Source organism: Caulobacter sp. 73W (assembly GCF_041021955.1).
GTDB lineage: Bacteria > Pseudomonadota > Alphaproteobacteria > Caulobacterales > Caulobacteraceae > Caulobacter.
Genome location: NZ_CP158375.1, coordinates 3,067,754 through 3,093,786, shown reverse-complemented (window position 1 = coordinate 3,093,786; position 26,033 = coordinate 3,067,754). Strand labels below are relative to the sequence as shown.

Below are 26,033 nucleotides of genomic sequence, written 5' to 3'. Positions count from 1 at the left end.
AGAGCCCGGCGGCGGGATGCGCCGCACGACCAGGGGCGCCGATGCAGAGTACTCGCCGTCACCTGCGGCCCGCCCTTCTGGGCCTGGCCATCAGCCTTGGAGCCGCCGTAGCGGCCCAGGCCCAGCCGCTTCTCCAATCCTTGGTCCCGCAAGCCGGCCGGCAGGCGCCCGGCTGCGCGATCGGCGTCTCCAACCATGGCGTCGAGCATTTCGCCGCCTATGGTGCGGCGGACCTGGAACAGGCGTCGGCCATCTCCACCGACACGGTGTTTCACGCCGCCTCGATCGCCAAGCAGTTCACCGCCTACGCGGTCGGCCTGCTGGCGGCGGAGGGCAAGCTTCGTCTCGACGACGACATCCGCAAATACCTGCCGAACATGCCCCGCTATGGCGATCCGATCCGGGTGCGCGACCTGGTCCACCACACCAGCGGCCTGCGCGATCAGGGGGCGTTGCTGCACCTGTCAGGCTGGCGCGCGCAGGATCGCGTCACGCGGCAGGACGCCCTGTCGGTCATCGCCCGGCAGAAGGGCCTGAACTTCCGCCCCGGCGCCCAGGACCTCTACAACAACAGCGGCTACACCCTGCTGGCCGAGATCGTCCGCAAGGCCTCCGGCCAGCCGCTCGACGCCTTCGCCCAGGCGCGGATCTTCACCCCGCTGGGCATGACATCGACGCGCTTTTACGAGGACCAGGACGTCGTCGTTCCCGCCCGCGCCCACGCCTATCGCTGGACCGGCGCGCAATGGGAAGGCGCCCAGCCGCCGCTGGAGGTCTATGGCGCCAGCAACCTGCTGACGACGGTGAAGGACCTGCTGGTCTGGCAGCGGTTCCTCCTCAATCCGCCGGCCGACCGCAAGGCGACCGTGGACTGGATGCGCACCTCCGGCCGCCTGACGGACGGGACGCCCATCGGCTATGGCGGCGGCCTCTATATCGGCGAGTACGGCGGTCGCCGGACCGTCGGCCACGACGGCCTGGACGGCGGCTTCCGCGCCCAGACCCTGGCCTTCTCGGGCGAAGACCTGGCTGTGGCCGTCCTGTGCAATCACGCCGACGCCCGCGACCTATATCTGGCGCGCGGCGCCGCCGACCTGACCGTGCCGAGCACCGCTCCGAACGCCGCGGCGACGGCGGCCGATGTCGGGCGGCAAGACCTGGCCGGCGCCTGGCGCAGCCCCGAGACCGGCATGGTGATGCGCCTGGAATGGCGCGGCGGACGCCTCGATGTGCCCGCCGAGCGCTGGCGGTTCGATCCGCAGGGCGGCGATCAGCCCCCGCGCCTGCACGTCCTCTATGACCCCCTGCCCGCGCGGATCTACGAGAAGGTGACCGCCGCCGCGCCCATGGACCTGAAGCCCTATGTCGGGCGCTATCGCAGCGACGAGCTGGCGACCACCTACGAGGTGGCCATCCAGGACGGACACCTGACGATCGCCTGGCCGCGCATGGCGCCCATGCCTCTGGAGGCGGTCGGCGGGGATTACTTCGTCGGGCAGGAACTGGGCGGGCTGGCCTTCAGGCGAAACGGATCCGGCCGCATCGACGGGCTGGAACTGAGCCAGCGCCGCGTCTGGCGCCTGCGCGCCGAACGCCTCGACTAGGCGGCGCGCTTCAGCAGGTCGAGCACGTGGTGCAGGCTGTCGGCGATGTGGATGCACTTGGAGCGTGCGTCCTCGCTGGCGTCCAGCAGGTCGGGCACCATCACGGTCATCATCCCCGCCCCGTGCGCTGCGGTGACCCCGGCGTGGGAATCCTCCAACGCCAGGCAGTGCAGCGGGTCGACGCCCAGCCGGGCGGCGGCGGTCAGGTACGGCTCCGGGTGCGGCTTCTTGTTGGTGACTTCCGGCCCGGTCACCGCGGCGTGGAAGCGGTCACGCACGCCCAGGCGGCCAAGATAGCGCTCGACCTGGGTCGGCCCGTTGGAGGTGGCGATGGCGCGGGGCAGGTTCAGGTGATCCAGGTGGTCGAGCAGCTCGATCACCCCGGCCTTCAGCTGCAGCTGCACCTGAAGCATCTCCTCGATCTCGCTCCAGGCCCGCGCCCAGAAGGCGTCGGTGGCGAAGCTCTTGCCGTACCGGTCGATCAGGATTTCGGTGCACACCGCGTGGGTGTGGCCGATCATCGAGCAATAAACCTCTCGCCCGAGATCGACGCCAAACTCCCGGCCGATTGTCTCCATGCCGGCGGCATAGACCGTCTCGGTGTCGACCAGCAGGCCGTCCATGTCGAACACGACGGCTTCGATGCGGCGGGGGAAGGGCATCAGGCGGCGAACTCCTCGGCGCGGTAGCCCTGGAAGTAGAGCATGGCGGTCAGGTCGGCGTGGTCCACGCGGGCGTCGGCCTGGGCGGCGACCACCGGCTTGGCGCGATAGGCGACGCCTAGACCCGCGGCCTCGATCATGGCCAGATCGTTTGCCCCGTCGCCGATGGCGAGGGCGGCTTCCGGGGTCAGACCGAGGGCGGCGGCTTCCTCCTGGAGAGCGGCCAGCTTGGCCTCGCGTCCCAGGATCGGCTCGCCCACCAGACCGGACAGGGCGTCGCCCTCTTCCAGCAGGGTGTTGGCCCGGTTGTCGTGGAAGCCGGCGGCGACGGCCACCCGACTGGTGAAGAAGGTGAAGCCGCCGGACACCAGCACGCAGCGCGCGCCGTGGGCGGCCATGGTCTTGACCAGCACCTCGGCGCCGGGGTTCAGCCGCACCCGCTCGTCGTAGCAGGTCTGCAGCGCCGCACGATTCAGACCCTTCAGCCGGCCGACCCGCTCGCGCAGAGCGCCCTCAAAGGCCAGCTCGCCGCGCATGGCGCGCTCGGTGATCTCAGCGATCTCGGCCTTCACGCCGGCATAGTCGGCCAGCTCATCGATGCACTCGCAGCCGATGATGGTCGAGTCCATGTCCGCCACCAGCAGGCGCTTGCGGCGCCCTTCGGTCGGCTGGACGCAGACATCCACCGGCAGGCTGGCCAGGGCCGCCTCGGCGGCGGCGCGAACCTCGGCGCGGTCGCCGTCGGCCGTCAGGTCGAAGGCCTGCGCCCCCAGCTTCGCGGCCTGGTCCGTGCGGGCGACGCCGCGCAAGACGTCGAGACCCGCCGCGAGCGCGGAGGGATCGGAGCTGACGATGGTGAGGCTGAGCATGACGCGGCGGCTATTGGACCTTGGGGGCCGCGTCAAGCGGTCAGTCGGCGGGTGCGGCCATCTGCAGGCAACGGCTGGTCAGCGCCATGCCCCGCTGCTTGAACTCCTCGCCGCCCGGACGCACGCCGCTGAAGGCGGTCATCATGCTGGCGACCCCGGCCTGATAGACGGCCGACGGCGTCTTGCCCTCCGCCGCGCCCTCGGCCATGGCCTGGTCGAACAGGGTCTTGCCGCCATGCGCCGCCATGCGGAAGAAGGCCTGTCCCATCTCGGCGCTTGAAGTGCGGCCCAGGATCTGCGGATGGCGGGTCGCGATCTCGTTGAACACCATCAGCAGCACGCCGCAGCCCGCCTTGTCGGTCGTTCCCGCCACGGCCGCCGCCGCGCTCGCGGGGGCCGGTTGGGCGATGGTGGTCGCCGGCGCCGCGAGGGCCGGCGCGGTGGAAGCGAGCAGGAGCGTTGCGGCGACGGCGGCGATACGCGACATGATCTTTATCTGAACCTCTGGAGCTTCACGGGCGGCGGCGTCACCGCCCGGGATTTACGACCCGAATGATCACACTCATCGCCGGCCCGACCGCAAGCGGCAAGTCCGCCCTGGCCCTGAAGCTGGCGGCGGAGACCGGCGCGGAGATCGTCAACGCCGACTCCATGCAAATCTATGACGGCCTGCGCGTTCTGACCGCCGGTCCGCCGCCGCAGGAGACCGCCCAGGCGCCGCATCACCTCTTCGGGGTCGTGGACGCCGCCCAGGCCTGGTCCGTCGGCCGGTGGCTGGAGGCGGCGCTGGAGGCGCTGGACGGGATCAAGGCCCGTGGACGTCCGACCGTGGTCGTCGGCGGCACCGGCCTCTATTTGCGCGCCCTGACCCAGGGCCTTGCCGATGTGCCCCCCGTGCCGGCCGCCGCCCGCGACGAGGCCGGCGCGCGGTTCGACGCGGTGGGCGAGGCCGCCTTCCGCGAAGCCCTGCGCCCCCTCGACCCGCAGGCCGAGGCCCGCATCGAGTTCGGGCGATCGCCAGCGGCTGGTCCGCGCCTACGCCGTGGCGACCGTCACCGGCCGCGCCCTGTCCGCCTGGCAAGCCGACACCGCCCCTCCCATCCTCGCTGACGCCTGGCGGGGCGTGGTGCTGGAGCCGGATCGCGAGGCGCTCTACGACCGCTGCGACCTGCGGCTGGGCAAGATGCTGGACGACGGCGCCCTGGATGAAGTGCGCGCCATGGAGGCCCGGGGGCTGGATCCTGCGCTGCCGGCCCTCAAGGCGTTCGGCTATCGCGAGCTCGCCGCCCATGTGCGGGGAGAAATTTCCCTCTCCGACGCCCTGGCCGCCGCGCGCATGGAGACCCGGCGATACGCCAAGCGGCAGTTGACCTGGTTCCGCAACCAGACCCCCGACTGGACGCGCATCGAGGCCGTCATACAAAACGACCAATGGGGGCAGTTTATTGCGCGCATGGGCGCTTGACGCCCATTAAAGGGCATGGCATTTCTCGGTCGTGGATTTGGAGCAACAACTCGTGCGCGACCTGAAGATCGTACTTACAAGGCGACCGACGTCGGCGTGACCCCTCAAAAGGTCGCGGCGGAGTTAGGTCGCGCGCACCAGGGCCCTTCGGGGCCTTTTTCTTTTTCCAATCCCCCAACTTAAGTTTTACCCGGACCGCCCCGATGACCGCCCAGACCCTGCAAGCCGCCAAACCGGCCGCCCCGACCGACCGCTCCATGACCGGCGCCGAGATCGTGGTCCGCGCCCTGGTCGATCAGGGGGTGACGACACTGTTCGGCTATCCGGGCGGCGCTGTCCTGCCGATCTACGACGCGCTGTTCCATGAATCGCGCCTGCAGCACGTCCTGGTCCGCCACGAACAGGGCGCGACCCACGCCGCCGAGGGCTATGCCCGCTCGTCGGGCAAGCCGGGCGTCTGCCTGGTCACCTCGGGCCCCGGCGCGACCAACGCGGTCACCGGCATCTTGGACGCCCTGATGGACTCCATCCCGATGGTGGTCATCACCGGCCAGGTCCCGACGCACCTGATCGGCACCGACGCCTTCCAGGAAGCCGACACCGTCGGCATCACGCGCTCGATCACCAAGCACAACTATCTGGTCAAGAACGCGGCCGAGCTGCCGCGCGTGATCCACGAGGCCTTCACCATCGCCACCACGGGCCGGCCGGGGCCGGTGCTGATCGACATCCCCAAGGACGTCCAGTTCGCGCGCGCCGACTATTACGGCCCCGACGAGGTCGAGCCCGTCCACGGCTATGAGCCGCGCGTCCGCGCCGACGCCGGCCGCATCGCCGAAGCCGTCCGCATGATCGCCGGCGCCCGCCGCCCGATCCTCTATACCGGCGGCGGCGTCATCAATTCCGGCCCCGAGGCCAGCGCCCTGCTGCGCGAGTTCGCGGCCATCACCGGCGCGCCGGTCACCTCGACCCTGATGGGCCTGGGCGCGTTCCCGGCGTCCGACCCGGCCTGGCTGGGCATGGTCGGCATGCATGGCACGTTCGAGTCCAACAACGCCATGCACGACTGCGATGTCATGGTCTGCGTCGGCGCGCGCTTCGACGACCGGGTCACCGGGCGGCTGGACGCCTTCTCGCCGGGCTCCAAGAAGATCCACATCGATATCGACCCGTCCTCGATCAACAAGAACGTCCGCGTCGATATCCCGGTCATCGGCGACTGCGGCGCGGTGCTGCAGGACATGATCGCCGCTTGGAAGGCCGGCGGCTATGAGGCCAATCGCGGCCCGCTGGACGACTGGTGGCGCCAGATCGACGGCTGGCGCGCCCGCCAGTGCCTGCGCTACCGCGCGTCCGAGACCACCATCAAGCCGCAGCAGGCCGTCGAGCGCCTGTACGAGCTGACCAAGGGCCGCAACGTCCGCATCACCACCGAGGTCGGCCAGCACCAGATGTGGGCCGCCCAGTACTTCCGCTTCCAGGAGCCGAACCGCTGGATGACCTCCGGCGGCGCCGGGACCATGGGCTATGGCCTGCCCGCCGCCATCGGCGTGCAGATGGCCTTCCCCGACGACCTGGTCATCGACATCGCGGGCGAAGCCTCGATCCAGATGTGCATCCAGGAGATGTCGACGGCGATCCAGTACGGCACGCCGGTGAAGATCTTCGTCCTGAACAACGAATGGATGGGCATGGTCCGCCAGTGGCAGCAACTGCTGCACGGCGAGCGCTACAGCCACTCCTATTCCGACAGCCTGCCCGATTTCGTGAAGCTGGCGGAGGCCTATGGCGCGACCGGCATCCGGGTCGACGATCCGGCCGAACTGGACGCCGCCATCCAGCGCATGATCGACACCCCCGGCCCGGTGATCGTCGATTGCCGCGTCGAGAAGCACGAGAACTGCCTGCCCATGATCCCCTCGGGCAAGGCGCACAACGAAATGATCCTGCCCGACGACGCCGACCTCGACATCACCAAGGTGATCGACGAAGCCGGCCGACGTCTGGTTTAAGAGGCGTCATGCCCAGCGACCTTACGCCCGCCTCCGCCTATGACCTCGTGACCAGCGACGCGTCCGAATACACCGCGACCTTCGCCCTGCTCGTCGATAACGAGCCGGGGGTGCTGCATCGCGTGGTCGGCCTGTTCGCCGCCCGGGGCTACAACATCGAAAGCCTCACCGTCGCCGAGACGGACCGCAAGGCGCACACCAGCCGGATCACCGTGGTGACCCGCGGCACGCGCCATGTGATCGAGCAGATCGAGCAGCAGCTGAAGAAGGTCGTCGCCGTGCGCCGCGTCCATGACGTGACCCGCGACCCCAACGGCGTCGAACGCGAGCTCGCTCTGGTCAAGGTGCGCGGCGTCGGGCCGGAGCGGGTCGAGGCGCTGCGCGTCTCCGACATCTTCCGCGCCAAGGTGATCGACACCACCGCCAAGTCCTTCGTCTTCGAACTGACCGGCGCCCCGACCAAGATCGACAGCTTCGTGGAACTCATGCGCCCCCTCGGCCTTGTGGAGCTGTCCCGCACAGGCGTCCTCTCCATCGAGCGCGGCGCCGAGGGGATGTAGGCCCAGGAGCGCGCCATGAGCCTGATCGCAGCCGCCCTCGCGCTTGCGCTCCAGGCTCAGGCCGCGCCGAATCCGAACGATTGGTGGGACGCCAAGATCCAGCGCCCCGCTCCCGAACTTGAGCCCCTTGCCGGCCGGCGGCTGGAGGGTGGAGAAAACCTACCCACGGTCCAGAACGGCGTAGATCCGCTGCTCTATCGCCTTTGGGGCCTGCAGCCGCTCGAGAACCAGATTCTCGAGCCGGGCGAGGTCATCATCGAATTCTGGCGGCGACCGGCTCTGCGCGTAAGACAGGTGGTGGCCCGCATCACCGTTCGCCGCGACGGAAAGGCCTTTATTCAGGCGCGCGCCGGCCTGGGGTGCTGCGCGCCGGAGATCGCACGGCGGGTGGACATCAACGCCAGACTTCCCTCCTCCGAACCGTTCCGGGAGCTCGCCACGCTCCCCACTTGGGATACGCCCTCACGCGTCGCGGTCCTGGACGGCAAGGGTTCGATCGCCAGCCTTTGCCTCGATGGTGTTTCGTGGGACGTCACCCTGCTGACCCATGAGCGCTCGCGCCACCTGCGACGCGCCTGCGACGGGGCTGAGATCGGCCAGATCGTCGGCATCCTGACTCCCCTGCTCGCGGCGGTCCGTGGCCGCGATCCACGCATAGACGTGCTGCTCCCGCGAGGGGTGGACCTTGAAGCGGATCGCCGCGCCTACGAGGCGCATATCGCCGCTGGCGGGCGACTGGAGGGCTTCAAAGTTCCGTAGGGGGTGCAATTCTCGGCGGCGCGTCCTATATTGGAAGGGTCCGGGTTCGCCCGGACTATGGAGATAAACGCGCACGTAATAAGCGGACTGGACCCGGGTGCGATTCCCGGCGGCTCCACCAAAACCTTCCGGAGTTATCGCCGGATTGATGCGGGGCCGATCAGCATCGACAGACGTGTAAAAGTGTCTGCCTTCTCTCGGTATGGTTCCGCCGCATCGGGCCATTTTCTAAATGCGAACGATAACTTCGCTGAAGAAGTCCGCCTGGCTGCGTAAGCGCTAGGTTGATTTCGACCTTAAAGTCCTAGGGGTTCAGATCCTTAGGCGGGGCTCGGGGAGGGCCTGCCAACAGAACCTCCCCACTCATCTTTTCCCCACGATTCCGGAAACTTGCCGCTCGCTCGCCGCTTTTGTGAAAGCGGCCTTGCGCGACCTTGCCGACGCGCTAGTTTCGCCGCTGCTTTCAACTTCTGTTCGTGATTTGAGAATGGCCCAGGAAAAGCCGCCCGAAGACCTCATGCATTATGAGGCCATGGCCCAGGAAGCGCTTCGTGGCGTCATCCGCAGCGCCATGGAGCGCGCCGCCCATCCCAGCGGCCTGCCGGGCAATCACCACTTCTACATCACCTTCAAGAGCCGGGCTCCCGGCGTCGAAGGCCCGGCCGACCTGCTCGGCAAGTACCCGGACGAGATGACCATCGTCCTGCAGCATCAGTACTGGGACCTGGACGTCACGCCCGAGCAGTTCTCGGTGACGCTGAAGTTCGGCGGCCAGCCCAAGAACCTGGTCATCCCTTATGCGGCGGTGACCCGCTTCTATGATCCCAGCGTGCAGTTCGTCCTGCAGTTCGAGGTCGAGGACGTCGCCGACGAGCCGTCGCCCGATCCTGCCCCGCCGCCCCGCGCCGGCGGCGATGACGACGGCCCCAAGGTCGTCTCCCTGGACCAGTTCCGAAAGAAGTGAGCGACGTCGCCTCGGATACGCCTGAAAGCCTGACCGACGAGGCGATCCTCGAGCGGTTCGAGCGCTCGACCAACCAGCCTTCGGGCTCGCGGACGGTCGGCTTCAAGCTTGTCCGGGTCAGCCAGGCCGACCGCGAGGTCGAGGTGACCTTCGACGCACGCGCCGATCTGCTATCCAATCCCATGGGGCAGGTCCAGGGCGGCTACGTCTGCGTGATGCTGGACGAGTGCATGTCGGTGGCCTGCCTGGTCACCTCGGGCATGACCTGCGTCGCCCCCACCCTTGAGATGAAGACCAGCTTCCTGCGCCCCGCCATGCCGGGCCAGCTGCGCGGGATCGGCCGGGTGGTCAAATGGGGCAAGACCATCGCCTTCACCGAGGGCGAGCTGTTCGACGCCGAGGGCCGGCTGGTGGCCAAGGCGACCGGGACGGCCATGCCCACCCCCTTCTCCAAGTTCAGGAAGTAGCTCATGCGGGGTCTGGCGGGTGTCGTTTTGGCGTTCGCACTGGCCCTGCCCAGCCTCGTCCTTGCTGCGAGCCCCTTCGCTGACTGGGCCGTGGTGGTGGTCGCCGCCGACAACCAGGCTCACGGCGGCGGCGTGACGGAAGCTTTCGACAACGCCCGCCGCGATGTCAGCACCCAACTGGCGACCATGGGCTTCTCCCCCAGCAACATCAGCCAGTTCTCGGTGCAGCCGGAAAAGTACGCCTCGCGCCCCAAGAAGACCGACCTGCGCGGCGTCTATGAGCAACTCAAGGCCACCAGCGGCACGGCCAAGGCCGGCTGCCTGCTCTATTTCACCTCCCACGGCGAGCCGCGCGGCATCACCTTTGGCGAGGGGCGGCTATCCCCCGCCCTGCTGGCGGCGATGATTGAAGGGGCCTGCCCGGGCCGGCCGGTGATCGCGGTGATCTCGGCCTGCTTCTCGGGCGTCTTCGTCGATCCGTTGGCGGGGCCGCAGCGCATGGTGATGACCGCCGCCCGCCCCGACCGCTCATCCTTCGGCTGCGGGGAGAGCGACAGGTACCCCTATTTCGACGAGTGCTTCCTGCGCACCACCGCGACGGCGCGTGATTTCATGGCCCTGGCCAGCGGCACCAAGGCCTGCGTCTCGGCCAAGGAGATCGAGACCAAGGCCGAGCCGCCGTCCGAGCCCCAGGTCTGGATCGGCGGCGGCCTGCGGCCGATCCTGCCGCTCTACGCCTTCGCCCGGCCGCCCACGCCCTAGGGCTTCTTCTTTAGGGTCATCTCGAAGATCGGGGTCCAGGTCTGGCCGTCGGGACTGTAGCGGCCCGCCTCATGCCAGGTATCGGCGGTGAACTGCGTGACGTACTCCACCTTGCCGCCGTTCCCGACCGTCATGCCCCAGGTGAACTTGCCGGGCTCCACCGTCATCGGGTGGTCGCCGTACATGCCGGTCGAGAGGTTGGTGCGGAAGCGATAGGCCTTGTCGCGCGGCGACCAGACGATCACCCCCATGGCGTCATGCACGACGGGATTGGGCGCGACCTTGCTCTTGTGCAGCCCCTCGACCAGCAGGGCCGCCCCGCCGACGCGCTCGCTGACGATCTCCTCGGAGAGGAAGGTCTGGCGGCCCGCCGCCGGCGTGCTCATCCACCCCTCGCCCTGCCAGCGCCCGACCAGCGGCTTCAGCGGCGCCATGGCCTCCTTCGGCGTCGCCGGCTCGGCGGCCTGCGCCGCCGTGGCGGCGAACAATGAAAAGGCGACGGCGATCACTTGACGCATGACTATTCCCCCCGGTTCAGGCGACCCGCCCATGGCGAGCGCATCCAACTCTTCGCACCATCCTAGCGCATCTACGCACTCATTGCGGTTTCCCGCTCCGGCGCCGCTACCCTTCACCGCCGAGTGTGCCTATCAAGGGGACAGATCAGCAGTGAATCAATACGAGGTCGAGCGGGTGTCCGTGCGCATGAACGCCAAGGTTTTCCTCGCCGCCGCCATTGGCGCGCTCGGCTTCGCGTCGATTTCCCAGGCCCAGGTCGAGCCCTCGGCGCCAGCCGCCCCCGCGCCCCGCCCGGCCCCCACCGTGACCCGTCCCGCGACGCCGGCGACTCCGGCGCCCCCCGCTGCGTCCGCCCTGAACCCCATCCAGCTGGAGGCCTATGTGGATGGCGTCGTCGGCCGGGCCATGGCCGACGACCACATCGCCGGGGTGACCGTCTCGGTCGTCCAGGGGGGCCAGGTCGTCCTGAAGAAGGGCTACGGCGTCTCGAACCTGGAGCAGGGAAAGGCGGTCGATCCGGACCGCACGCTGTTTCGCATCGGCTCCATCTCCAAGACCTTCACCTGGATCGCCCTGATGAAGGAGGTCGAGGCCGGCCGCATGCGTCTGGACGCGCCGCTGAACCTCTACCTGCCCGAGCGCCTGCACATCCGCGACCAGGGCTTCAAGCAGCAGGTCCTGCTGCGTCACGCCATGAACCACACCGCCGGGTTCGAGGATCGCGCCATGGGCCAGCTGTTCGAGCGCGACGCCAACCGCGTCCGCCCGCTGGAGCTCTACCTGCAGAAGGAACGCGTCCGCCGCGTGCGCGAGCCGGGCATGGTGCCCTCCTATTCCAACTATGCCGTCGGCCTGGCCGGCGAGGCGGTGTCCAACGTCGTCGGCAAGCCGTTCGAGCAACTGACCGAAGAGCAGATCTTCCGTCCTCTGGGCATGTGGCGCACGACCTTCCGCGAAGTTCGCGACGTGCGCGACGGCCTGCCCCTGCCGATGCCGGCGGAGCTGGCGGCCGACGCCTCGCAAGGCTTCCGCTGGGCCGGCGGCGGCTATCAGGCCCGCCCCTACGAGTTCATCGGCCAGATCGCCCCGGCGGGCGCCGCTTCTTCCACGGCGGGCGACATGGCCAGGTACATGCTGGTCCTGCTGAACAACGGCTCGCTCGGCGCCGACCGCGCCCCGCTTTACAGCCCGCGCACGGCCGCAGGCTTCGCGGGCCAGAGCTGGCGCCCCGCGCCCGGCGTCGCGGGCAACAACCACGGCTTCATGGATTTCGCCCTGCCGGGCGATCGCCGCGGCTACGGCCATGGCGGCGACACCCTGTCCTTCCATTCGATGATGGTGGTGGTCCCCGAGCTGAACCTGGGCGTCTTCATCTCCACCAACACCGAAGGCGGCGCATCCCTGGCGAGCGCCCTGCCCGACATGATCGTCAAGCGCTTCTACGGCCCGGCCGAGGCTCCGCTCTCCGCCCCGGCGGTGAAGGCCGACCCGGCTGTCTATGCCGGGACCTACCTGACCACCCGCCGCGCCTATGGCGGGCTTGAGGGCTTCATCAGCCACATCCTGGGCCTGAGCAAGGTGAAGGTGAACGACCAGGGCGAACTGATCACGGGCGGCGACAGCGGCGCCCGCGCCTGGCGCGCCACCGACCGCGAAGGCGTGTTCAAATCCGTCACCGGCTCCCAGAACCTGGTCTTCGTGGTCGAGAACGGCCGCGCGGTCCGCTACTTCAGCGGCAGCGGCATCTCGACCTTCGAGCGCGTGGGGCCGTTCAACCGGGTCAACACCCTGATCGCCCTGACGGTCGTGGCCCTGATCGCCTCCCTCGCCACCCTGATCGGCCTGTTCACCCGCGATCACCGCGAACTGCGCCAGACCTCGATCCAGCGCCAGGCCAGCCTGATGCAGACCACCCAGGCCATCCTGTGGCTGGCGGCCGCCGGCCTGTTCGCCGGCTGGGCCTCGGCCGGGGACGACGTGGTCAAGATCTTCTACAGCTGGCCCTCGCCGCTGGTGACCATCGCCTCGGCCTGCGCGCTGGTGGCGGCGATCTTGTCGGTAGCGACCCTGCTGATCCTGCCCATCGTGTGGCGCGGCGGTCGCCGGGTCGATAGCTGGACCCCGTGGCGCAAGCTGCGCTTCTCGGTGACGACGGTGATCTTCACCGCCTTCTCGCTGCTGCTGGCCTACTGGGGCGCGCTGTTCCCCTGGAGCGTCTGACTAGGGGCGCGTCCGGCTAGGACAGCTTCCACACCTTGATGGTGATGCGCTCGCGCTCGCCTGCCTGGCGCTGGACCAGCAGGCGGGCCACCTGGGCGTCGTCGTGGAAGGCGTAGCCCTTGATGGAGTCCAGCAGCGCCTTGGCCAGGTTGTCGAGATCCAGCCACGGCGGATCGCCGACATAGTCCATGCCGATCTCCACCGAGAATTCGCCCCAGGCCGGGCGAGAGCCGCGCCAGGCCTTGCGGAAGAACTCATAGATCAACGGCTTGTAGTACTTGGCCTGGGTCGTCAGGCCGTCGACGACCAGCTCCAGCACGCCGTCGATCTCGCGCGCGCGCACCTTGCCGTGATGTGTCCAGCCGTCATCCATGAGACTCCATAGAGCCTTACGGCTTTGCAGTCGCCCCCTGGCCCGTTAAACCGCCCCCAACACGCGTTCAGGGGATTGAGCACATGACCGCCAACCGCACCGAAACCGACACCTTCGGCCCGATCGAAGTCGCCGCCGACCGTTACTGGGGCGCCCAGGCGCAGCGCAGCCTCGGCAACTTCAAGATCGGCTGGGAAAAGCAGCCCCTGCCCGTCGTCCGCGCCCTGGGCGTGGTCAAGCGCGCCGCCGCCGAGACCAACCACAAGCTGGGCAAACTGGACGCCGAGCTGACCAAGGCCATCGTCACCGCGGCCAACGAAGTCATCGAAGGCAAGCTGAACGACCACTTCCCGCTGGTCGTCTGGCAGACCGGCTCGGGCACCCAGTCGAACATGAACGCCAACGAGGTGATCTCGAACCGCGCCATCGAGATCCTGGGCGGCGAGATGGGCTCCAAGAAGCCCGTCCACCCGAACGACCACGTCAATATGAGCCAGTCGTCGAACGACACCTATCCGACGGCCATGCACGTGGCCTGCGCGGAGCAGATCGTCCACGACCTGATCCCGGCCCTGAAGCACCTGCACGCCGCCCTCGCCGCCAAGACCGAGGCGTGGAAGGACATCATCAAGATCGGCCGCACCCACACCCAGGACGCCACCCCGCTGACCCTGGGCCAGGAGTTCGGCGGCTACACCCAGCAGGTCGCCAACGGCATCGAGCGCATCGAGCAGACCCTGCCCAAGCTGATGCAGCTGGCCCAGGGCGGCACCGCCGTCGGCACCGGCCTGAACGCCCCGATCGGCTTCGCCGAAGGCGTGGCCGAAGCCATCGCCGGCATCACCGGCCTGCCCTTCACCACCGCCCCGAACAAGTTCGAGGCCCTGGCCGCCCACGACGCCATGGTGTTCAGCCACGGCGCCATCAACACGGTCGCCGCCTCGCTGTTCAAGATCGCCAACGACATCCGCTTCCTGGGCTCGGGCCCGCGCGCGGGTCTGGGCGAGCTGGCCCTGCCGGAGAACGAGCCGGGCTCGTCGATCATGCCGGGCAAGGTCAACCCGACCCAGTGCGAAGCCCTGACCCAGGTCTGCGTGCAGGTGTTCGGCAACCACGCCGCCGTCACCTTCGCCGGCAGCCAGGGCCACTTCGAGCTGAACGTCTTCAACCCGGTGATGGCTTACAACTTCCTGCAGTCGGTCCGCCTGCTGGCCGACGCGGCGATCAGCTTCACCGACAACTGCGTCGTCGGCATCGAGCCGCGCATCGACAACATCAAGAAGGGCGTCGAGAACAGCCTCATGCTGGTCACGGCCCTGAACGGCCGCCTCGGCTACGACAACTGCGCCAAGATCGCCAAGACCGCCCACAAGAACGGCACCACCCTGCGCGAAGAGACCGTCGGCGGCGGCTACCTGACCAACGAAGAGTTCGACGAACTCGTCCGTCCGGAAAAGATGGTCAGCCCCGGCTGATCGGCCTTTTTAGGACCGAAGAATGGAAAGGGCGGCTCTTCGCAGCCGCCCTTTTCCTATTTGCGCACCACCGCCGTGCCGATCGGGGCGAAGGCGATGCGGGCCAGTTGCAGGTCCTTCAGGGCGAAGGGGATGCCGATGATGCTGATGAATTCGGCCACGGCGATCATCAGGTGCGCCAGGGCGATGTACCAGCCGCCCAGCACGAACCAGACCACGTTCAGCAAGAAGCCCAGAGGCCCGGTGCCGACGTCCTCGCCGCTAATCGCCGCGCGCGAGACGACGTCCTTGCCGAACGGCCAGAAGGCGAAGCCCGCGATGCGCCACGCCGCGCCCGTATAGGGCAGACCGACGATGGTGATGGCGAGCAGCAGCCCGCCCAGCAGCCACAGCAGACCGGCCAGCCAGCCACCAAGGAAGAACCACAGGAGATTGAGGATGAGACGGATCATCCCCGTACTCTGTCAGAGGTCGAGCTTGAGCTCTAGGCCCGACGGCTGACGGAGAAGTCGGCCAGTTGCTCCAGGGCGTCGCGCCAGTCGTTGGCGGGGAAGCCTTTCAGGGCGGCCTTGGCCGCTTCGGCATAATCGGCGGCCAGGTTCAAAGTCGCCTCGATGGCGCCGGCACCGACCATCAGCTCGCGCACGCGGGCGAAGTCGGCGTCGGTCTGTTCGCGGCGACCGACAGTGCGCTCCCAAAACTCGGTCTCCTTGGCGCCGCTGCGGGCGATGGCCAGCAGCAGCGGCAGGGTGGCCTTACCTTCGCGGAAGTCGTCGCCGGCGTTCTTGCCCAGCGCCTCGGTCGTGCCGCCGTAGTCCAGTGCGTCGTCGACCAGCTGGAACGCCAGGCCCAGGTTCATGCCATAGGCGCGCAAGGCGGCGGTCTTCACCGTCTCGACCTCGGCCGAGACCGCGCCCGCCTCGGCGGCGGCGGCGAACAGCTCGGCGGTCTTGGCGCCGATGATCTCGATATAGAGGTCCTGCGACAGGTTCAGGTCGTGGCTGCGGGTCAGCTGCAGCACCTCGCCCTCGGCGATGACGCGGCTGGCGCGGGCCAGAATCTCCAGCGCCGTCATCGAGCCGGTCTCGACCATCAGCTCGAAGGCCCGGGCGAACAGGAAATCGCCCACCAGCACGCTTTGCGCGCCGCCCCAGATCAGATGGGCGGCGACCTTGCCGCGGCGCAGCTGGCTGCCGTCCACCACGTCGTCATGCAGCAGCGTGGCGGTGTGGATGAACTCCACGGCGGCGGCGAGTTTCAGGCAGTTGTCGTCCGACGCGCCGGCCAGACGGGCGGCGGCGACGGTGAGCAGCGGACGCAGGCGCTTTCCGCCGGCCGCGATCAGGTGATCGGCCAGGGCGGGAATGATGGCGACGTCGCTTTGCATGCGGTCGGTGATGAGGGCGTTCACCTTCACCATGTCGTCCGCCGAAAGGCGGACGATCGGGTCGACCGAACCGGGCCGGCGTGCCTGAGCCGTGACGGCTGCGTCCAAAACGTATCGCTCCACAAATTCCCCGAACATCGCTCGACGTTGCAGGGGTCCTAGTGGTCGGGATAGGTCAGGGGGAAACCAAGGGCAAGGCTTGAAAATTCGCCGTGGACGAGGTCGCCGAAGATAGTGTGCTTAACGGACGCGTCCGCCTGAGGCAGGCGGCGGGCGGCTATCGGGCGGGACTCGACGCCGCACTTCTTGCTGCGGCTTGCGATGCGGCGGATGGAGCGCGGGTCATCGAACCGGGATGCGGCGCCGGCGGGGCCTTGCTGGCCGCGGCGGTGCGGCGATCCGGCGCAAGTTTCACCGGCGTGGAGCGGGACGCCGCCGCCGCCGCCCTGGCCCGCGATAACGCCGCCCTCAACGGCCTGGCGGAACGGGTCCAGGTGCGGCAAGCCGATGTTCAGGCCGGTTTCCGCGCCCTGGCGACGGAGCCCTTCGACGCCGCCATGGCCAACCCGCCGTTCTTTGACGATCCCAACGCCCTGCGCGCCCCGGCGGCGGCCAAGACCGGCGCCTGGATGGCGGATGGAGGACTGGAGGCCTGGGCGGCCTTCCTGCTGAAGGCGGTGCGCGAGGGCGGGACCATCACCATCGTCCACCGCGCCGACCGGCTGGCGGACATCCTGGCCCTGCTCTCGCCCAAGGCGGGCTCCTTCAGGATCCGCCCCGTGCATCCCTTCGCCGACCAGCCGGCCAAGCGCGTGCTGGTGCGGGCGATCAAGACCGGCAAGGCGCCGCTGGTCCTGCTGCCGCCCCGGGTCCTGCACGACCGCACCGGGGCCAAGCATACGGCGCAGGCCGAGGCGATCCTGCGTGGTGAAGCCTCCCTCCCCTGGACCTAGCCCGCGTACTGGCGAAGCGCCTCAAGGCATAGCTGCAGGCCGGTCAGGTCCCGTAGAGGGTCGTTGGTGACCACGATGAACAGCCGCCGCGCCTCGGCCCACAGCATCAGGGTCTCGGGCAGGCCGAAATCCTCGATGACGCAGCCGTCCTGGTCATAGGCGGTCCCGTCCTCGCCGATCTCCACGCCGACATATCCCGACAGGCGGGTGGCCAGGTCGGCGTCGTCGTCGACGGTGATGTTCATGTAGGCGAAGACCGGCTTGCCCAGGCCCGACAGCGCCCCCGCTTCGAACGCCGCGCCAGGATCGGCGCTGGGTCCGCGCCAGGGCGTCAGATCGACCACGCCCGCGTCCGCCTGGCGCATGGCGGCCATGCGGGCGGCATAGATCTGACGGGCGAGAAGCTCCGAAGGCTCCTGGGCCAGCAGAGCGCCCTCGTCCGGCAGCAGGGCGATCAGACCGGCGGCGTCGCACAGCGCCCGTTGCAGCCCCATCTGGCGCGCGGCGTCGGGAAGCCAGGGCTGAGGGCCGGCCAGGTACAGGGATCGGATTGAACGCATGGATCATCTACGCCCGCGAAGGCGGCAAGAAAAAGCCCCCCGCCGTCGAACGGCGGGGGGCCTGATCTCGCGGGCTGACGACAGACCTTAGTTCTTGGTCTGGTCCACCAGCTTGTTCTTGGCGATCCAGGGCATCATGTCGCGCAGGCGACCGCCGACTTCCTCGATCTGGTGCTCGGCCGAACGGCGGCGCGTAGCCTTGAAGGACGGCTGGCCGACCTGGTTTTCCAGCATGAAGTCACGGACGAACTTGCCCGACTGGATGTCTTCCAGGACGCGCTTCATCTCGGCCTTGGTTTCGGGCGTGATGATGCGCGGGCCGGTGACATACTCGCCGTACTCGGCCGTGTTGGAGATCGAGTAGTTCATGTTGGCGATGCCGCCTTCGTACATGAGGTCCACGATCAGCTTCAGTTCGTGCAGGCACTCGAAATAGGCCATTTCCGGGGCGTAGCCGGCTTCCACCAGCACTTCGAAGCCGGCGCGGACCAGCTCCACCGTGCCGCCGCACAGGACGGCCTGCTCGCCGAACAGGTCGGTTTCGCACTCTTCACGGAAGTTGGTCTCGATGATGCCCGAACGGCCGCCGCCGATGGCCGAGGCGTAGGCCAGGCCAAGGTCGAGGGCGTTGCCCGTGGCGTTGTGATGCACCGCGATCAGGCAGGGCACGCCGCCGCCCTTCTGGTACTCGCCGCGCACGGTGTGGCCCGGGCCCTTGGGCGCGACCATCAGCACATCGATGGTGTCCTTGGGCTCGATCAGGCCGAAGTGGACGTTCAGGCCGTGGGCGAACAGCAGGGCCGCGCCGTCACGAATGTTGGGGGCGATGTCGTTCTTGTAGATCGCGGCCTGATGCTCGTCGGGGGCCAGGATCATGATCAGGTCGGCCCAGGCGGCGGCTTCGGCCACGGTCATGACCTTCAGGCCCTCGCCTTCCGCCTTCTTGGCGGTCGGGGAGCCGGCGCGCAGGGCGACGGCCACGTTCTTGGCGCCGGAGTCACGAAGGTTCAGCGCGTGGGCGTGGCCTTGCGAACCATAGCCTACGATCGCGATCTTCCTGTCCAGGATGCGGGCGAGGTCGGCGTCGCGATCATAATAGACGCGCATGTTTATTCTCCTGACAGGTCGGTTAGAAGCCGGATCAAGCAATGTCTGTCCGGCGAAAGCGGGGCTATCCAGCGTTTTTTTGCGCTGCCGTCAAGGGTGGCGGCGGTTTGGAGAAAGAAAAAACCCCGGCCGTGAGGCCGGGGCTGATCCTCTTCCTACCAGAAGAGCCCGTAGTAGACGCTGAGCACGCGGCCGGTCCAGATGTCCACCAGCAAGGCGTCAGGCCCGACGCGGACCCATTCCGTGCCGATGGGCGGCAGGCCCAGGCCGTAGGTTCCCCAGTTCAGGTAATAGCTCGACCCGAACCAGCCGCGCGGCAAGAAGTCGCCATAGCCCCAGCTGCGGGCGTACCAGCCGGCGGGCGGACGATAGACCGGCGCGCGGAACCGGCGCGGCGCATGGTAGCTGCGCTGCCAGCGGCGCTCATCGTACCAGCCCCGGCCACGGTCGCGGTCGCGCATCTGGGAGGGGCGGCGATAATCACGGTCGAAGCGGTCACCACCGCGACGGTCGTTGTCCCAGCGCCTGTCGTTGTTGTTGCGCGGGCCGTTGTCCCAACGACGGTCGTCCCGGCGATCATTGTCGCCGCGATTCCAGTCCGGGCGTTGTTCGCCCCTCTGCTCACCACGACGGTCGTTGTCGTTGCGGCCGTCATTGCGCCCGCTGCGGTTGTCGTCCCGACGGTCGCCGCCGCGATTCCAATCGCGGTTCTCACCGCCCCGGTTGGTGTTGTCGCCACGGTTCCAGTCGCGCCCGCCGCGATCCTGGCCCGGAGCCGCCTGAGGCTGGGTAAAGGCCGGCGGCGAGGTCGGGGCCGCCTGGGTCGGGGTGTAGTTGGGTCGGCTGGACGCATCGGGCCGCTGGCGCTGGCCGCGATCACCGCCGCCCCAGTCGCCACGGCCGCCGCCGCGATCACCACGGTCGCCGCGTTCCATCCGTTGTTCCTGGCGGCCGCCACGGTCTTCGCGCGGACCGCCGCCACGCTCGCGCCCGCCGCGTTCCTGAGCGAGGGCCGCGGTCGCGGTCGTCGCCATCAGGGCGAGGGTCAAAGCGGTCGTCATCAAACGCTTCATGGTCTAACTCCAGAGGCGTGGGCTGTTTCCATGATCGGAACTGGGCCCGCGCCCGTTGCCCCGATCTAATGGGCTAGGGCGCATGAACCGCGCTTGAATGTGACGTGCAGGAGAATCGAGCCCATGGCGACGCCCCAGGACGTGATCGGCTTTTGGATCCAGGCGGGTCCGGAGAAGTGGTTCGCCAAGAGCGACGCCTTCGACCAGGCCATCCGCCTGCGCTTCGAGCCCACCCACTTCGCCGCCGCCCGGGGAGAGTACGACGCCTGGACCGCGAACGCCGAGGGCGTCCTGGCCCTGCTGCTGCTTCTCGACCAGTTCCCGCGCAACCTGTTCCGCAACTCCGGCCATGCCTTCGCCACCGATCCCCTGGCCCGCAAGGTGGCGCGCGAGGCGCTGGCCGCCGGCTTCGACAAGCAGCTCGAACCGAAGCTGCGCCCCTTCCTCTATCTGCCGCTGCAACACTCCGAAGTGCTGGCGGACCAGGACCAGGCCCTCGCCCACTTCAACGCCCTGGCCGAGGAGCAGGGCGATCCGGATGTCGCCAAGTGGGCGAAGCACCACCATGCCGTGATCGCGCGCTTCGGCCGTTTCCCCCACCGCAACCGCCAGCTTGGCCGCAAGACCACGGCCGAGGAGCAGGCGTTTCTGGAAGAGGACGGATTCACAGGCTGACGAATCAAGTTGTGGATGGCCTGGGGACGGGTCCGAAAACCACGCGAATCAGCCGACCTTCGTGCGGTAGACAGACAGGCGAATGCCCATGACCGCCACCCTCCTGAACCCGCCCGCCGCCGCTTCGGATCACCCGGAGCGCCAGTACCTGAACCTGCTCCAGGACATCCTCGACAATGGGGTGCAGCGCGGCGACCGCACGGGCACCGGCACGCTGGGCGTGTTCGGCCGGCAGATGCGCTTCGACCTGTCCAAGGGCTTCCCGGTCCTGACCACCAAGAAGCTGCACCTGCGCTCCATCATCGTGGAGCTGCTTTGGTTCCTGCGCGGCGAGACCAACATCGCCTGGCTGAAGGAGAACGGCTGCTCGATCTGGGACGAATGGGCGGACGAGGACGGCGAGCTTGGCCCCGTCTACGGCAAGCAATGGCGCTCGTGGGCCGCGCCGAACGGCGAGAGCATCGACCAGATCGAACGCCTGATCGAAGGGCTGAAGACCAACCCCAACAGCCGCCGTCACATCGTCTCCGCCTGGAACCCGGCGGATGTCGAGGACATGGCGCTGCCGCCCTGCCACTGCCTGTTCCAGTTCTTCGTCGCCGACGGCAAGCTGTCCTGCCAGCTCTACCAGCGCAGCGCCGACGTCTTCCTGGGCGTGCCGTTCAACATCGCCTCCTACGCCCTGCTCACCTTGATGGTGGCCAAGGTCGTCGGCCTGCAGCCGGGCGAGTTCGTCCACACCCTGGGCGACGCGCACCTTTACCTGAACCATCTGGACCAGGCCCGCACCCAACTGGCGCGCGAGCCCCTGGCCCTGCCGACCATGAACGTGGCCGACAAGCGCGACCTGTTCGCCTTCACCTACGAGGACTTCCAGCTGGAAGGCTACGAGGCGCACGCCCACATCAAGGCCGCCGTCTCGGTCTGATGTCCCGCCCCCTCGCCGCCCTCACCGACAAGGTCATGGCCGTGTCGGACATCTACGCCGCCAATTACGGCATCGACCGTGATCGCGACTGGGCGCTGATCAAGCTGCAGGAAGAACTGGGCGAGCTGTCCCAGGCGCACCTGCGCCTGACCGGCCGCGGCCGGGGCGAGGCCAGCGAGGCCGACCGCGCCGCCGAGGCGGCCGACGTTCTGTGCATGCTCCTGATCTACTGCCGTCAGGCGGGCGTCGACCTCGACGCCGCCGTGGATGCTAAGTGGCTGGCCTGGCTGAAGGAGCCGGCATGAGCGTCATCCTCACCGTCGGCCCCGTGGCCCGCGCCCTCAACGGCGTGATCGGCCGTGACAACGACCTGCCCTGGCGGCTGAAGTCGGACCTGGCGATCTTCAAGCAGACCACCCTGGGCAAGCCCGTGATCATGGGCCGCAAGACCTGGGACAGCCTGCCCCGCAAGCCCCTGCCCGGCCGCACCAACATCGTCCTGTCCCGCGACGGCTCGTTCGAGCCGCACGGCGCCATCGTCTGCGAGAGCTTCCTTGAGGCCACCCAGATCGCCCGCGAGCAGGCCGAGGACGACGGCGTCGACGAGGTCTGCGTCATCGGCGGCTCGGCCCTGTTCGAGATGGCCCTGCCCAAGGCTCGCCGTCTGTACCTGACCGAGGTCCAGGCCGAGGTCGAAGGCGACGTCCGCTTCCCCGCCTTCGACGAGAGCGCCTGGGTCGAGGTCCGACGCGAGGAACACCCCGCCGGCGAGGGCGACGACTTCCCGTTCGTGTTCCGGGTGCTCGAGCGGCGCTGAGAGGTCGTGCGTGCTTCGAGACGCGCTCCTCAGCATGACGAGCTTGGGTTGTTGTTGAATTCGTCATCCCGAGGAGCGGCCGGGTGGACACGTTCCGGAGGACGCTAGGCTTACGCCACGACAGCCTCGCCACTCCGGATCGCCGCCCTCATACTCTCCCCAACGCCCGCCAGAGGCGAACAAGGGAGCGCATCATGGACATCCAACTCGCCGCCGATGGACTGGAGTTTCCCGAAGGCCCCATCGCCATGGCCGACGGCTCGGTCCTGCTGGTCGAGATCCAGCGCCAGACCCTGACCCGCGTCACGCCGGACGGAAAGCGCGAGACCGTGGCGCACCTGCCCGGCGGCCCTAACGGCGCGGCGCTTGGCCCGGACGGCGCGGTCTACATCACCAACAACGGCGGGGCCTTCAACTTCCATGACATGGGCGGGCTGAACATCCCCGGCCCGACGCCGTCGACCCACGTGGGCGGCTCCATCCAGCGGGTCGATCTGAAGACCGGCCATGTGGAGACGCTCTACGACGCCTGCGACGGCGTGCGGTTGGTCGGCCCCAACGATCTGGTCTTCGACCGCCAGGGCGGCATCTGGTTCACCGACCACGGCTGCACGACGCCCGAGGGCCGCAAGTTCGGCGCGCTCTACTACGCCAAGAGCGACGGCACGGGGATCGAGCAGGTGCGCGGCCAGTTCGTCTCGCCCAACGGCGTCGGCCTCTCCCCGGACGAGGATGTGGTCTACATGGCCGACACGACCCTGGGTCGCCTATGGGCCTTCGATCTGGCCGCGCCGGGCGTGCTGGCCGAACCGCCGATGTTCCAACCGGCCCGCGTGGTCTGCACCCTGCCGGGCTATCAACTGCTCGACAGTCTGGCGGTCGAGGCGGGCGGCAAGGTCTGTGTGGCGACGATCATCAACGGCGGGATCACCGCCTTCGACCCCGACGGCGCCACCGAGCACTTCGCCTTCCCTGACCCGATCGTGACCAACATCTGCTTTGGCGGCGCGGACATGCGCGACGCCTGGATCACCGCCTCCGGGACCGGCAAGCTCTACAAGGCCCGCTGGCCCCGGCCAGGGCTGAAGCTGAATTTCAGCGCTTAGTGCGTCCTTCGAGACGCGGCCTGTCGGCCACTCCTCAGCATGACCAAGTCAAAGTCCGACAAAGCTCGTCATGCTGAGGAGCGCGCAGCGCGTCTCGAAGCACGTACTCAGTACAGAACCCCCAGCGCCTGACGCTCAAACGCCTTCAGTTCGGCGCTGCGGCCCTCGCGGATCTTGCGCACCCAGTCGGGATCCTGCAGCAGGGCGCGGCCAACGGCGACCATGTCGAACTCGCCGCGCTCCAGACGCTCCAGCAGGCCGTCGATCGAGGCGGGCTGGCTGCCCTCGCCCGCGAAGGCGGCGATGAATTCGCCCGACAGGCCCACCGAACCCACGGTGATGGTCGGCACGCCGGTCACCTTCTTGGTCCAGCCGGCGAAGTTCAGGTCGCTGCCCGAAAACTCCGGCTCCCAGAAGCGGCGCTGCGAGCAGTGGAAGACATCGGCGCCGGCGTCGGCCAGCGGCTGCAGCCAGGCGGCCAGCTCGTCCGGCGACTTGGCCAGCTTCACGTCATAGTCCTGCTGCTTCCATTGCGACACACGCAGGATCACCGGATAGCCCGGCCCCACCGCCGCCCGCACGGCCTTCAGGATGTCGGCCGCGAACCGCGCCCGCTCGGGCAGGGTGGCGCCGCCATAGCCGTCGGCGCGGACATTGGTGCCTTCCCAGAAGAACTGGTCGATCAGGTAGCCATGGGCCCCGTGCAGCTCCACCGCGTCGAAGCCCAGGCGCTTGGCCTCGGCCGCCGCGCGGCCGAACGCGTCGATGGCGTCGGCGACTTCCGCATCGGTCATGCCGACGCCGAAGGTCTTGCCCGGACGCGACAGGCCCGACGGGCTGTCGTACGGCCCCGGCGGGGTCCAGTCCTCGCTGCGGGTGCGCACGGCGCCCACGTGCCACAGCTGAGGGGCGATCTTGCCGCCCGCGCCATGCACGGCCTCGACGACCTTGCCCCAGGCGGCCAGTTCCGGCTCGCCATGGAAGCGCGGCACGGCCGGATCGTTCAGCGAGGCGGGGCGCGCCACCCCCGTCCCTTCGGTGACGATCAGGCCCACGCCGCCCTCGGCGCGGCGGCGGTAATAGTCGGCCACCTCGCCGGTCGCCACGCCGCCGGGCGAGAACGAACGGGTCATGGGGGCCATGACCACCCGGTTGGGGACCGTCAGCGACTTGACGGAGAACGGCTGAAACAGGGCGTCGAGCGACATCGGCTATTCCACCACGTCGAGGTATTCGATCTCGGGACGGGCGGCCATGAACGGCGCGAGGCTGGCGCCGCCGGCCTTGAAATGGTCGCTGGCGCCGTGGGCCTTCATCGCGTCTTCCGAGGCGTAGAGCTCCAGCACCTTGTAGGTGTTCGGCTCGGTCCGGCTCTTGGTCAGCTGGTAGATGACGTTGCCCGGCTCATTGCCGCGCACCTGGGCGGCCATGTCCAGGAAGGCCTTCTCAAAGCCCTCGTTCTTGCCGTCCTGCACCCGAAGGGTGGCCACAACGCCGATCATGCGCGCCTCCAAACATTTGTTTGATCGGCACGTTAAGCGCAGTCGGTTGCGATTGAAAAGCGCTTGTTAGCGCGGGCTTTCGTTCCAGCCGTAGGCGACCCACGAATGACCGCCGGTCTGCCGGGCCTCGATGATCTGGGGATCGGCGGCGCTGGCCTTGCGGGCGCGGGCGGTGCGGCGGGCGCGATTGGCCATGCCGGCCAGGGTCAGCAGGGCGGTGGCCATAACCGCGATCACCACCACGGTGGCGGCGGCGAACACGGCCAGCACGGCGCCGACAGCGGCGGCGGCGAGAGTCGCCAGCGCCCCGGCCAGCCAGAACAGCCCCCGGAATGCCGAACCCTTACCCGTCGCCGCAGCCAACCGTTCCATCGCCATCGCCTTCAACGGACGCTTACCTGCGTCCTCAACCCATAATTTGGGTCACAAGATAGTCACGTCAACTGAACAAGCCGTAATCGGGCGCAAAAGCCGCGTCAGGCCTGATCAAGCGGCGCCGGCCAGGGACAGTTCCCGACGCTCGCGCATGATGGTGTCGAAGGCCCCGTTGATGGCCGCCGCCTTGGCGTGGGCGACCTCGATGAACTCCTGCGGCAGGCCGCGCCCGTGCATCTTGTCCGGATGCGCCAGGGTCAGGGCCGCCTTCCACGCGGCGCGCACGATGTTGTCGGGCGCATCGGCCGGAACGCCGAGGATTTCATAGGGATCGTCCGGCCCCGCCCCCAGATGCGTGGCCTTCAGGCGGCGGAACGCCAGGGGCGACATGCCGAACAGCTGCGCCACCTGTTCCAGGTAGACCAGCTCGTCATGGCTGACGACGCCGTCGGCGCGGGCGATATGGAACAGCCCGTCCAGCACGTTCTCCAGCAGATCCGGGCAATGGCGGTAACGCTTGGCCAGTCGCTTGGCGTAGCTTTCGAAGCCCCGGGTGGTCTGGCTCGCCAGGTCGTAGAGACGATGAACATTGCGTTCCGACCCGGCATCGGGTTGGAAGACCTCCGAGAAGACGGCGAACTCGTCCTCGCCCGCACGACCGTCGGCGCTGGCCAGCTTGGCGCCAAGCGCGGTCACCGCGGTCGAGAACGCGGGATCCTCGCCCGGACGGCCGGCGGGACAGTCCGTACAGTCGGCAGCGTCCACCTTGCGGGCGGCGAGGCTTGCTATGTTGCGCCAGAAGCTCATGGGAGGACTACAAGTTTAAGATGGTGGCGTTC

Annotated in this window: 29 protein-coding genes, 1 other RNA gene and 1 pseudogene; 17 read left to right on the top strand and 14 right to left on the bottom strand. The window is 68.4% G+C overall.

Annotation, left to right across the window (positions count from 1 at the left end; genetic code table 11):
- The first annotated feature begins 41 nt into the window (after positions 1–41).
- Positions 42–1,604, top strand: a complete 1,563-nt coding sequence (locus tag ABOZ73_RS14700; RefSeq protein ID WP_369058887.1) for a serine hydrolase domain-containing protein — start codon at positions 42–44, stop codon at positions 1,602–1,604.
- Here the strand turns inward: ABOZ73_RS14700 and ABOZ73_RS14695 are convergent.
- The 3 genes from ABOZ73_RS14695 to ABOZ73_RS14685 are packed head-to-tail and all read right to left on the bottom strand — an operon-like array spanning position 1,601 to position 3,622.
- Positions 1,601–2,266 (bottom strand): HAD family hydrolase, encoded by a 666-nt coding sequence (locus tag ABOZ73_RS14695; protein ID WP_369058886.1) that lies wholly within the window; start codon positions 2,264–2,266, stop codon positions 1,601–1,603. The two genes, ABOZ73_RS14700 and ABOZ73_RS14695, sit on opposite strands and share 4 nt — an antisense overlap.
- Positions 2,266–3,135: a phosphoserine phosphatase SerB gene (gene serB / locus ABOZ73_RS14690; protein WP_369058885.1), complete on the bottom strand. Its 870-nt coding sequence runs from the start codon at positions 3,133–3,135 to the stop codon at positions 2,266–2,268. Before serB ends, ABOZ73_RS14695 begins: the two co-directional genes overlap by 1 nt.
- A 40-nt stretch (positions 3,136–3,175) precedes the next feature.
- The gene (locus ABOZ73_RS14685) at positions 3,176–3,622 is read right to left on the bottom strand and encodes a hypothetical protein (protein WP_369058884.1); all 447 of its coding nucleotides are present in this window, start codon (positions 3,620–3,622) and stop codon (positions 3,176–3,178) included.
- Positions 3,623–3,687: 65 nt separating this feature from the next.
- Between ABOZ73_RS14685 and miaA the strand changes: the two are divergent.
- From miaA to ABOZ73_RS14645, 8 genes and pseudogenes are all read left to right on the top strand, one after another.
- Positions 3,688–4,600 (top strand): annotated as a pseudogene (gene miaA / locus ABOZ73_RS14680) (tRNA (adenosine(37)-N6)-dimethylallyltransferase MiaA).
- A gap of 203 nt (positions 4,601–4,803) precedes the next feature.
- Positions 4,804–6,612, top strand: a complete 1,809-nt coding sequence (locus ABOZ73_RS14675; protein WP_369058883.1) for an acetolactate synthase 3 large subunit — start codon at positions 4,804–4,806, stop codon at positions 6,610–6,612.
- Between the two features lie 8 nt (positions 6,613–6,620).
- Positions 6,621–7,172: an acetolactate synthase small subunit gene (gene ilvN / locus ABOZ73_RS14670; RefSeq protein WP_369058882.1), complete on the top strand. Its 552-nt coding sequence runs from the start codon at positions 6,621–6,623 to the stop codon at positions 7,170–7,172.
- A gap of 15 nt (positions 7,173–7,187) precedes the next feature.
- Positions 7,188–7,931, top strand: a complete 744-nt coding sequence (locus ABOZ73_RS14665; protein WP_369058881.1) for a hypothetical protein — start codon at positions 7,188–7,190, stop codon at positions 7,929–7,931.
- Positions 7,931–8,295, top strand: a transfer-messenger RNA (tmRNA) gene (ssrA, locus tag ABOZ73_RS14660). Before ABOZ73_RS14665 ends, ssrA begins: the two co-directional genes overlap by 1 nt.
- Before the next feature lie 123 nt (positions 8,296–8,418).
- Positions 8,419–8,895, top strand: a complete 477-nt coding sequence (locus ABOZ73_RS14655; RefSeq protein ID WP_369058880.1) for an SspB family protein — start codon at positions 8,419–8,421, stop codon at positions 8,893–8,895.
- Complete coding sequence (locus ABOZ73_RS14650; protein ID WP_369058879.1) at positions 8,892–9,362, top strand: PaaI family thioesterase; 471 nt, start codon at positions 8,892–8,894, stop codon at positions 9,360–9,362. Before ABOZ73_RS14655 ends, ABOZ73_RS14650 begins: the two co-directional genes overlap by 4 nt.
- A gap of 3 nt (positions 9,363–9,365) precedes the next feature.
- Positions 9,366–10,124, top strand: a complete 759-nt coding sequence (locus tag ABOZ73_RS14645; RefSeq protein ID WP_369058878.1) for a C13 family peptidase — start codon at positions 9,366–9,368, stop codon at positions 10,122–10,124.
- Here the strand turns inward: ABOZ73_RS14645 and ABOZ73_RS14640 are convergent.
- The gene (locus tag ABOZ73_RS14640; protein ID WP_369058877.1) at positions 10,121–10,642 is read right to left on the bottom strand and encodes a hypothetical protein; all 522 of its coding nucleotides are present in this window, start codon (positions 10,640–10,642) and stop codon (positions 10,121–10,123) included. The genes ABOZ73_RS14645 and ABOZ73_RS14640 overlap by 4 nt on opposite strands.
- A 151-nt stretch (positions 10,643–10,793) precedes the next feature.
- On the opposite strand from ABOZ73_RS14640, the gene ABOZ73_RS14635 reads away from it, so the two are divergent.
- Positions 10,794–12,863, top strand: a complete 2,070-nt coding sequence (locus ABOZ73_RS14635; RefSeq protein ID WP_369058876.1) for a serine hydrolase domain-containing protein — start codon at positions 10,794–10,796, stop codon at positions 12,861–12,863.
- Between the two features lie 16 nt (positions 12,864–12,879).
- On the opposite strand, the gene ABOZ73_RS14630 is transcribed toward ABOZ73_RS14635, so the two are convergent.
- A complete protein-coding gene (locus tag ABOZ73_RS14630) occupies positions 12,880–13,236 on the bottom strand; it encodes a RusA family crossover junction endodeoxyribonuclease (RefSeq protein ID WP_369058875.1) in 357 nt (118 codons plus the stop codon).
- A gap of 83 nt (positions 13,237–13,319) precedes the next feature.
- Here ABOZ73_RS14630 and fumC point away from each other — a divergent pair, with 83 nt between their 5' ends.
- Positions 13,320–14,711, top strand: a complete 1,392-nt coding sequence (gene fumC, locus ABOZ73_RS14625) for a class II fumarate hydratase (RefSeq protein WP_369058874.1) — start codon at positions 13,320–13,322, stop codon at positions 14,709–14,711.
- A gap of 56 nt (positions 14,712–14,767) precedes the next feature.
- Here fumC and ABOZ73_RS14620 read toward each other — a convergent pair whose 3' ends face one another.
- Together ABOZ73_RS14620 and ABOZ73_RS14615 are read right to left on the bottom strand one after the other, a co-directional pair.
- A complete protein-coding gene (locus ABOZ73_RS14620; protein WP_369058873.1) occupies positions 14,768–15,163 on the bottom strand; it encodes a YccF domain-containing protein in 396 nt (131 codons plus the stop codon).
- 32 nt (positions 15,164–15,195) lie between these two features.
- Positions 15,196–16,236, bottom strand: a complete 1,041-nt coding sequence (locus tag ABOZ73_RS14615; protein ID WP_369058872.1) for a polyprenyl synthetase family protein — start codon at positions 16,234–16,236, stop codon at positions 15,196–15,198.
- Between the two features lie 74 nt (positions 16,237–16,310).
- On the opposite strand from ABOZ73_RS14615, the gene ABOZ73_RS14610 reads away from it, so the two are divergent.
- Positions 16,311–17,051, top strand: coding sequence for a tRNA1(Val) (adenine(37)-N6)-methyltransferase (locus ABOZ73_RS14610; RefSeq protein ID WP_369058871.1), 741 nt, complete (start codon positions 16,311–16,313; stop codon positions 17,049–17,051).
- Here ABOZ73_RS14610 and ABOZ73_RS14605 read toward each other — a convergent pair.
- The 3 genes from ABOZ73_RS14605 to ABOZ73_RS14595 all read right to left on the bottom strand — a co-directional run bounded on the left by ABOZ73_RS14605 (position 17,048) and on the right by ABOZ73_RS14595 (position 19,779).
- A complete protein-coding gene (locus ABOZ73_RS14605; RefSeq protein WP_369058870.1) occupies positions 17,048–17,611 on the bottom strand; it encodes a nucleoside 2-deoxyribosyltransferase in 564 nt (187 codons plus the stop codon). The two genes, ABOZ73_RS14610 and ABOZ73_RS14605, sit on opposite strands and share 4 nt — an antisense overlap.
- A gap of 87 nt (positions 17,612–17,698) precedes the next feature.
- Positions 17,699–18,718 carry a ketol-acid reductoisomerase gene (ilvC, locus tag ABOZ73_RS14600; protein WP_369058869.1) on the bottom strand — a complete coding sequence of 340 codons (1,020 nt, stop codon included), beginning with the start codon at positions 18,716–18,718 and terminating at the stop codon, positions 17,699–17,701.
- 155 nt (positions 18,719–18,873) lie between these two features.
- Positions 18,874–19,779: an RcnB family protein gene (locus ABOZ73_RS14595; RefSeq protein WP_369058868.1), complete on the bottom strand. Its 906-nt coding sequence runs from the start codon at positions 19,777–19,779 to the stop codon at positions 18,874–18,876.
- A 135-nt stretch (positions 19,780–19,914) separates the two neighbouring features.
- On the opposite strand from ABOZ73_RS14595, the gene ABOZ73_RS14590 reads away from it, so the two are divergent.
- The 5 genes from ABOZ73_RS14590 (at position 19,915) to ABOZ73_RS14570 (ending at position 23,317) form a co-directional block, all read left to right on the top strand.
- On the top strand, positions 19,915–20,466 hold the full coding sequence (locus ABOZ73_RS14590; protein ID WP_369058867.1) for a DUF924 family protein: 552 nt from the start codon (positions 19,915–19,917) through the stop codon (positions 20,464–20,466).
- Positions 20,467–20,554: 88 nt separating this feature from the next.
- Positions 20,555–21,394, top strand: a complete 840-nt coding sequence (locus ABOZ73_RS14585) for a thymidylate synthase (protein WP_369058866.1) — start codon at positions 20,555–20,557, stop codon at positions 21,392–21,394.
- A complete protein-coding gene (locus ABOZ73_RS14580) occupies positions 21,394–21,699 on the top strand; it encodes a phosphoribosyl-ATP pyrophosphohydrolase (RefSeq protein WP_369058865.1) in 306 nt (101 codons plus the stop codon). The genes ABOZ73_RS14585 and ABOZ73_RS14580 overlap by 1 nt, the downstream gene beginning before the upstream one ends.
- Positions 21,696–22,211, top strand: a complete 516-nt coding sequence (locus ABOZ73_RS14575) for a dihydrofolate reductase (RefSeq protein WP_369058864.1) — start codon at positions 21,696–21,698, stop codon at positions 22,209–22,211. The genes ABOZ73_RS14580 and ABOZ73_RS14575 overlap by 4 nt, the downstream gene beginning before the upstream one ends.
- Positions 22,212–22,405: 194 nt before the next feature.
- Positions 22,406–23,317 carry an SMP-30/gluconolactonase/LRE family protein gene (locus ABOZ73_RS14570; RefSeq protein ID WP_369058863.1) on the top strand — a complete coding sequence of 304 codons (912 nt, stop codon included), beginning with the start codon at positions 22,406–22,408 and terminating at the stop codon, positions 23,315–23,317.
- A 107-nt stretch (positions 23,318–23,424) separates the two neighbouring features.
- Here the strand turns inward: ABOZ73_RS14570 and ABOZ73_RS14565 are convergent, their stop codons facing one another.
- The 4 genes from ABOZ73_RS14565 to ABOZ73_RS14550 all read right to left on the bottom strand — a co-directional run bounded on the left by ABOZ73_RS14565 (position 23,425) and on the right by ABOZ73_RS14550 (position 26,001).
- A complete protein-coding gene (locus ABOZ73_RS14565) occupies positions 23,425–24,525 on the bottom strand; it encodes an NADH:flavin oxidoreductase (protein ID WP_369058862.1) in 1,101 nt (366 codons plus the stop codon).
- A gap of 3 nt (positions 24,526–24,528) precedes the next feature.
- Entirely contained in the window at positions 24,529–24,819 is a 291-nt protein-coding gene (locus tag ABOZ73_RS14560; protein WP_369058861.1) for a putative quinol monooxygenase, read from the bottom strand.
- Between the two features lie 66 nt (positions 24,820–24,885).
- Positions 24,886–25,191, bottom strand: a complete 306-nt coding sequence (locus ABOZ73_RS14555) for a hypothetical protein (protein WP_369058860.1) — start codon at positions 25,189–25,191, stop codon at positions 24,886–24,888.
- A 114-nt stretch (positions 25,192–25,305) separates the two neighbouring features.
- A complete protein-coding gene (locus tag ABOZ73_RS14550) occupies positions 25,306–26,001 on the bottom strand; it encodes a TerB family tellurite resistance protein (protein ID WP_369058859.1) in 696 nt (231 codons plus the stop codon).
- Between the last annotated feature and the right edge of the window lie 32 nt (positions 26,002–26,033).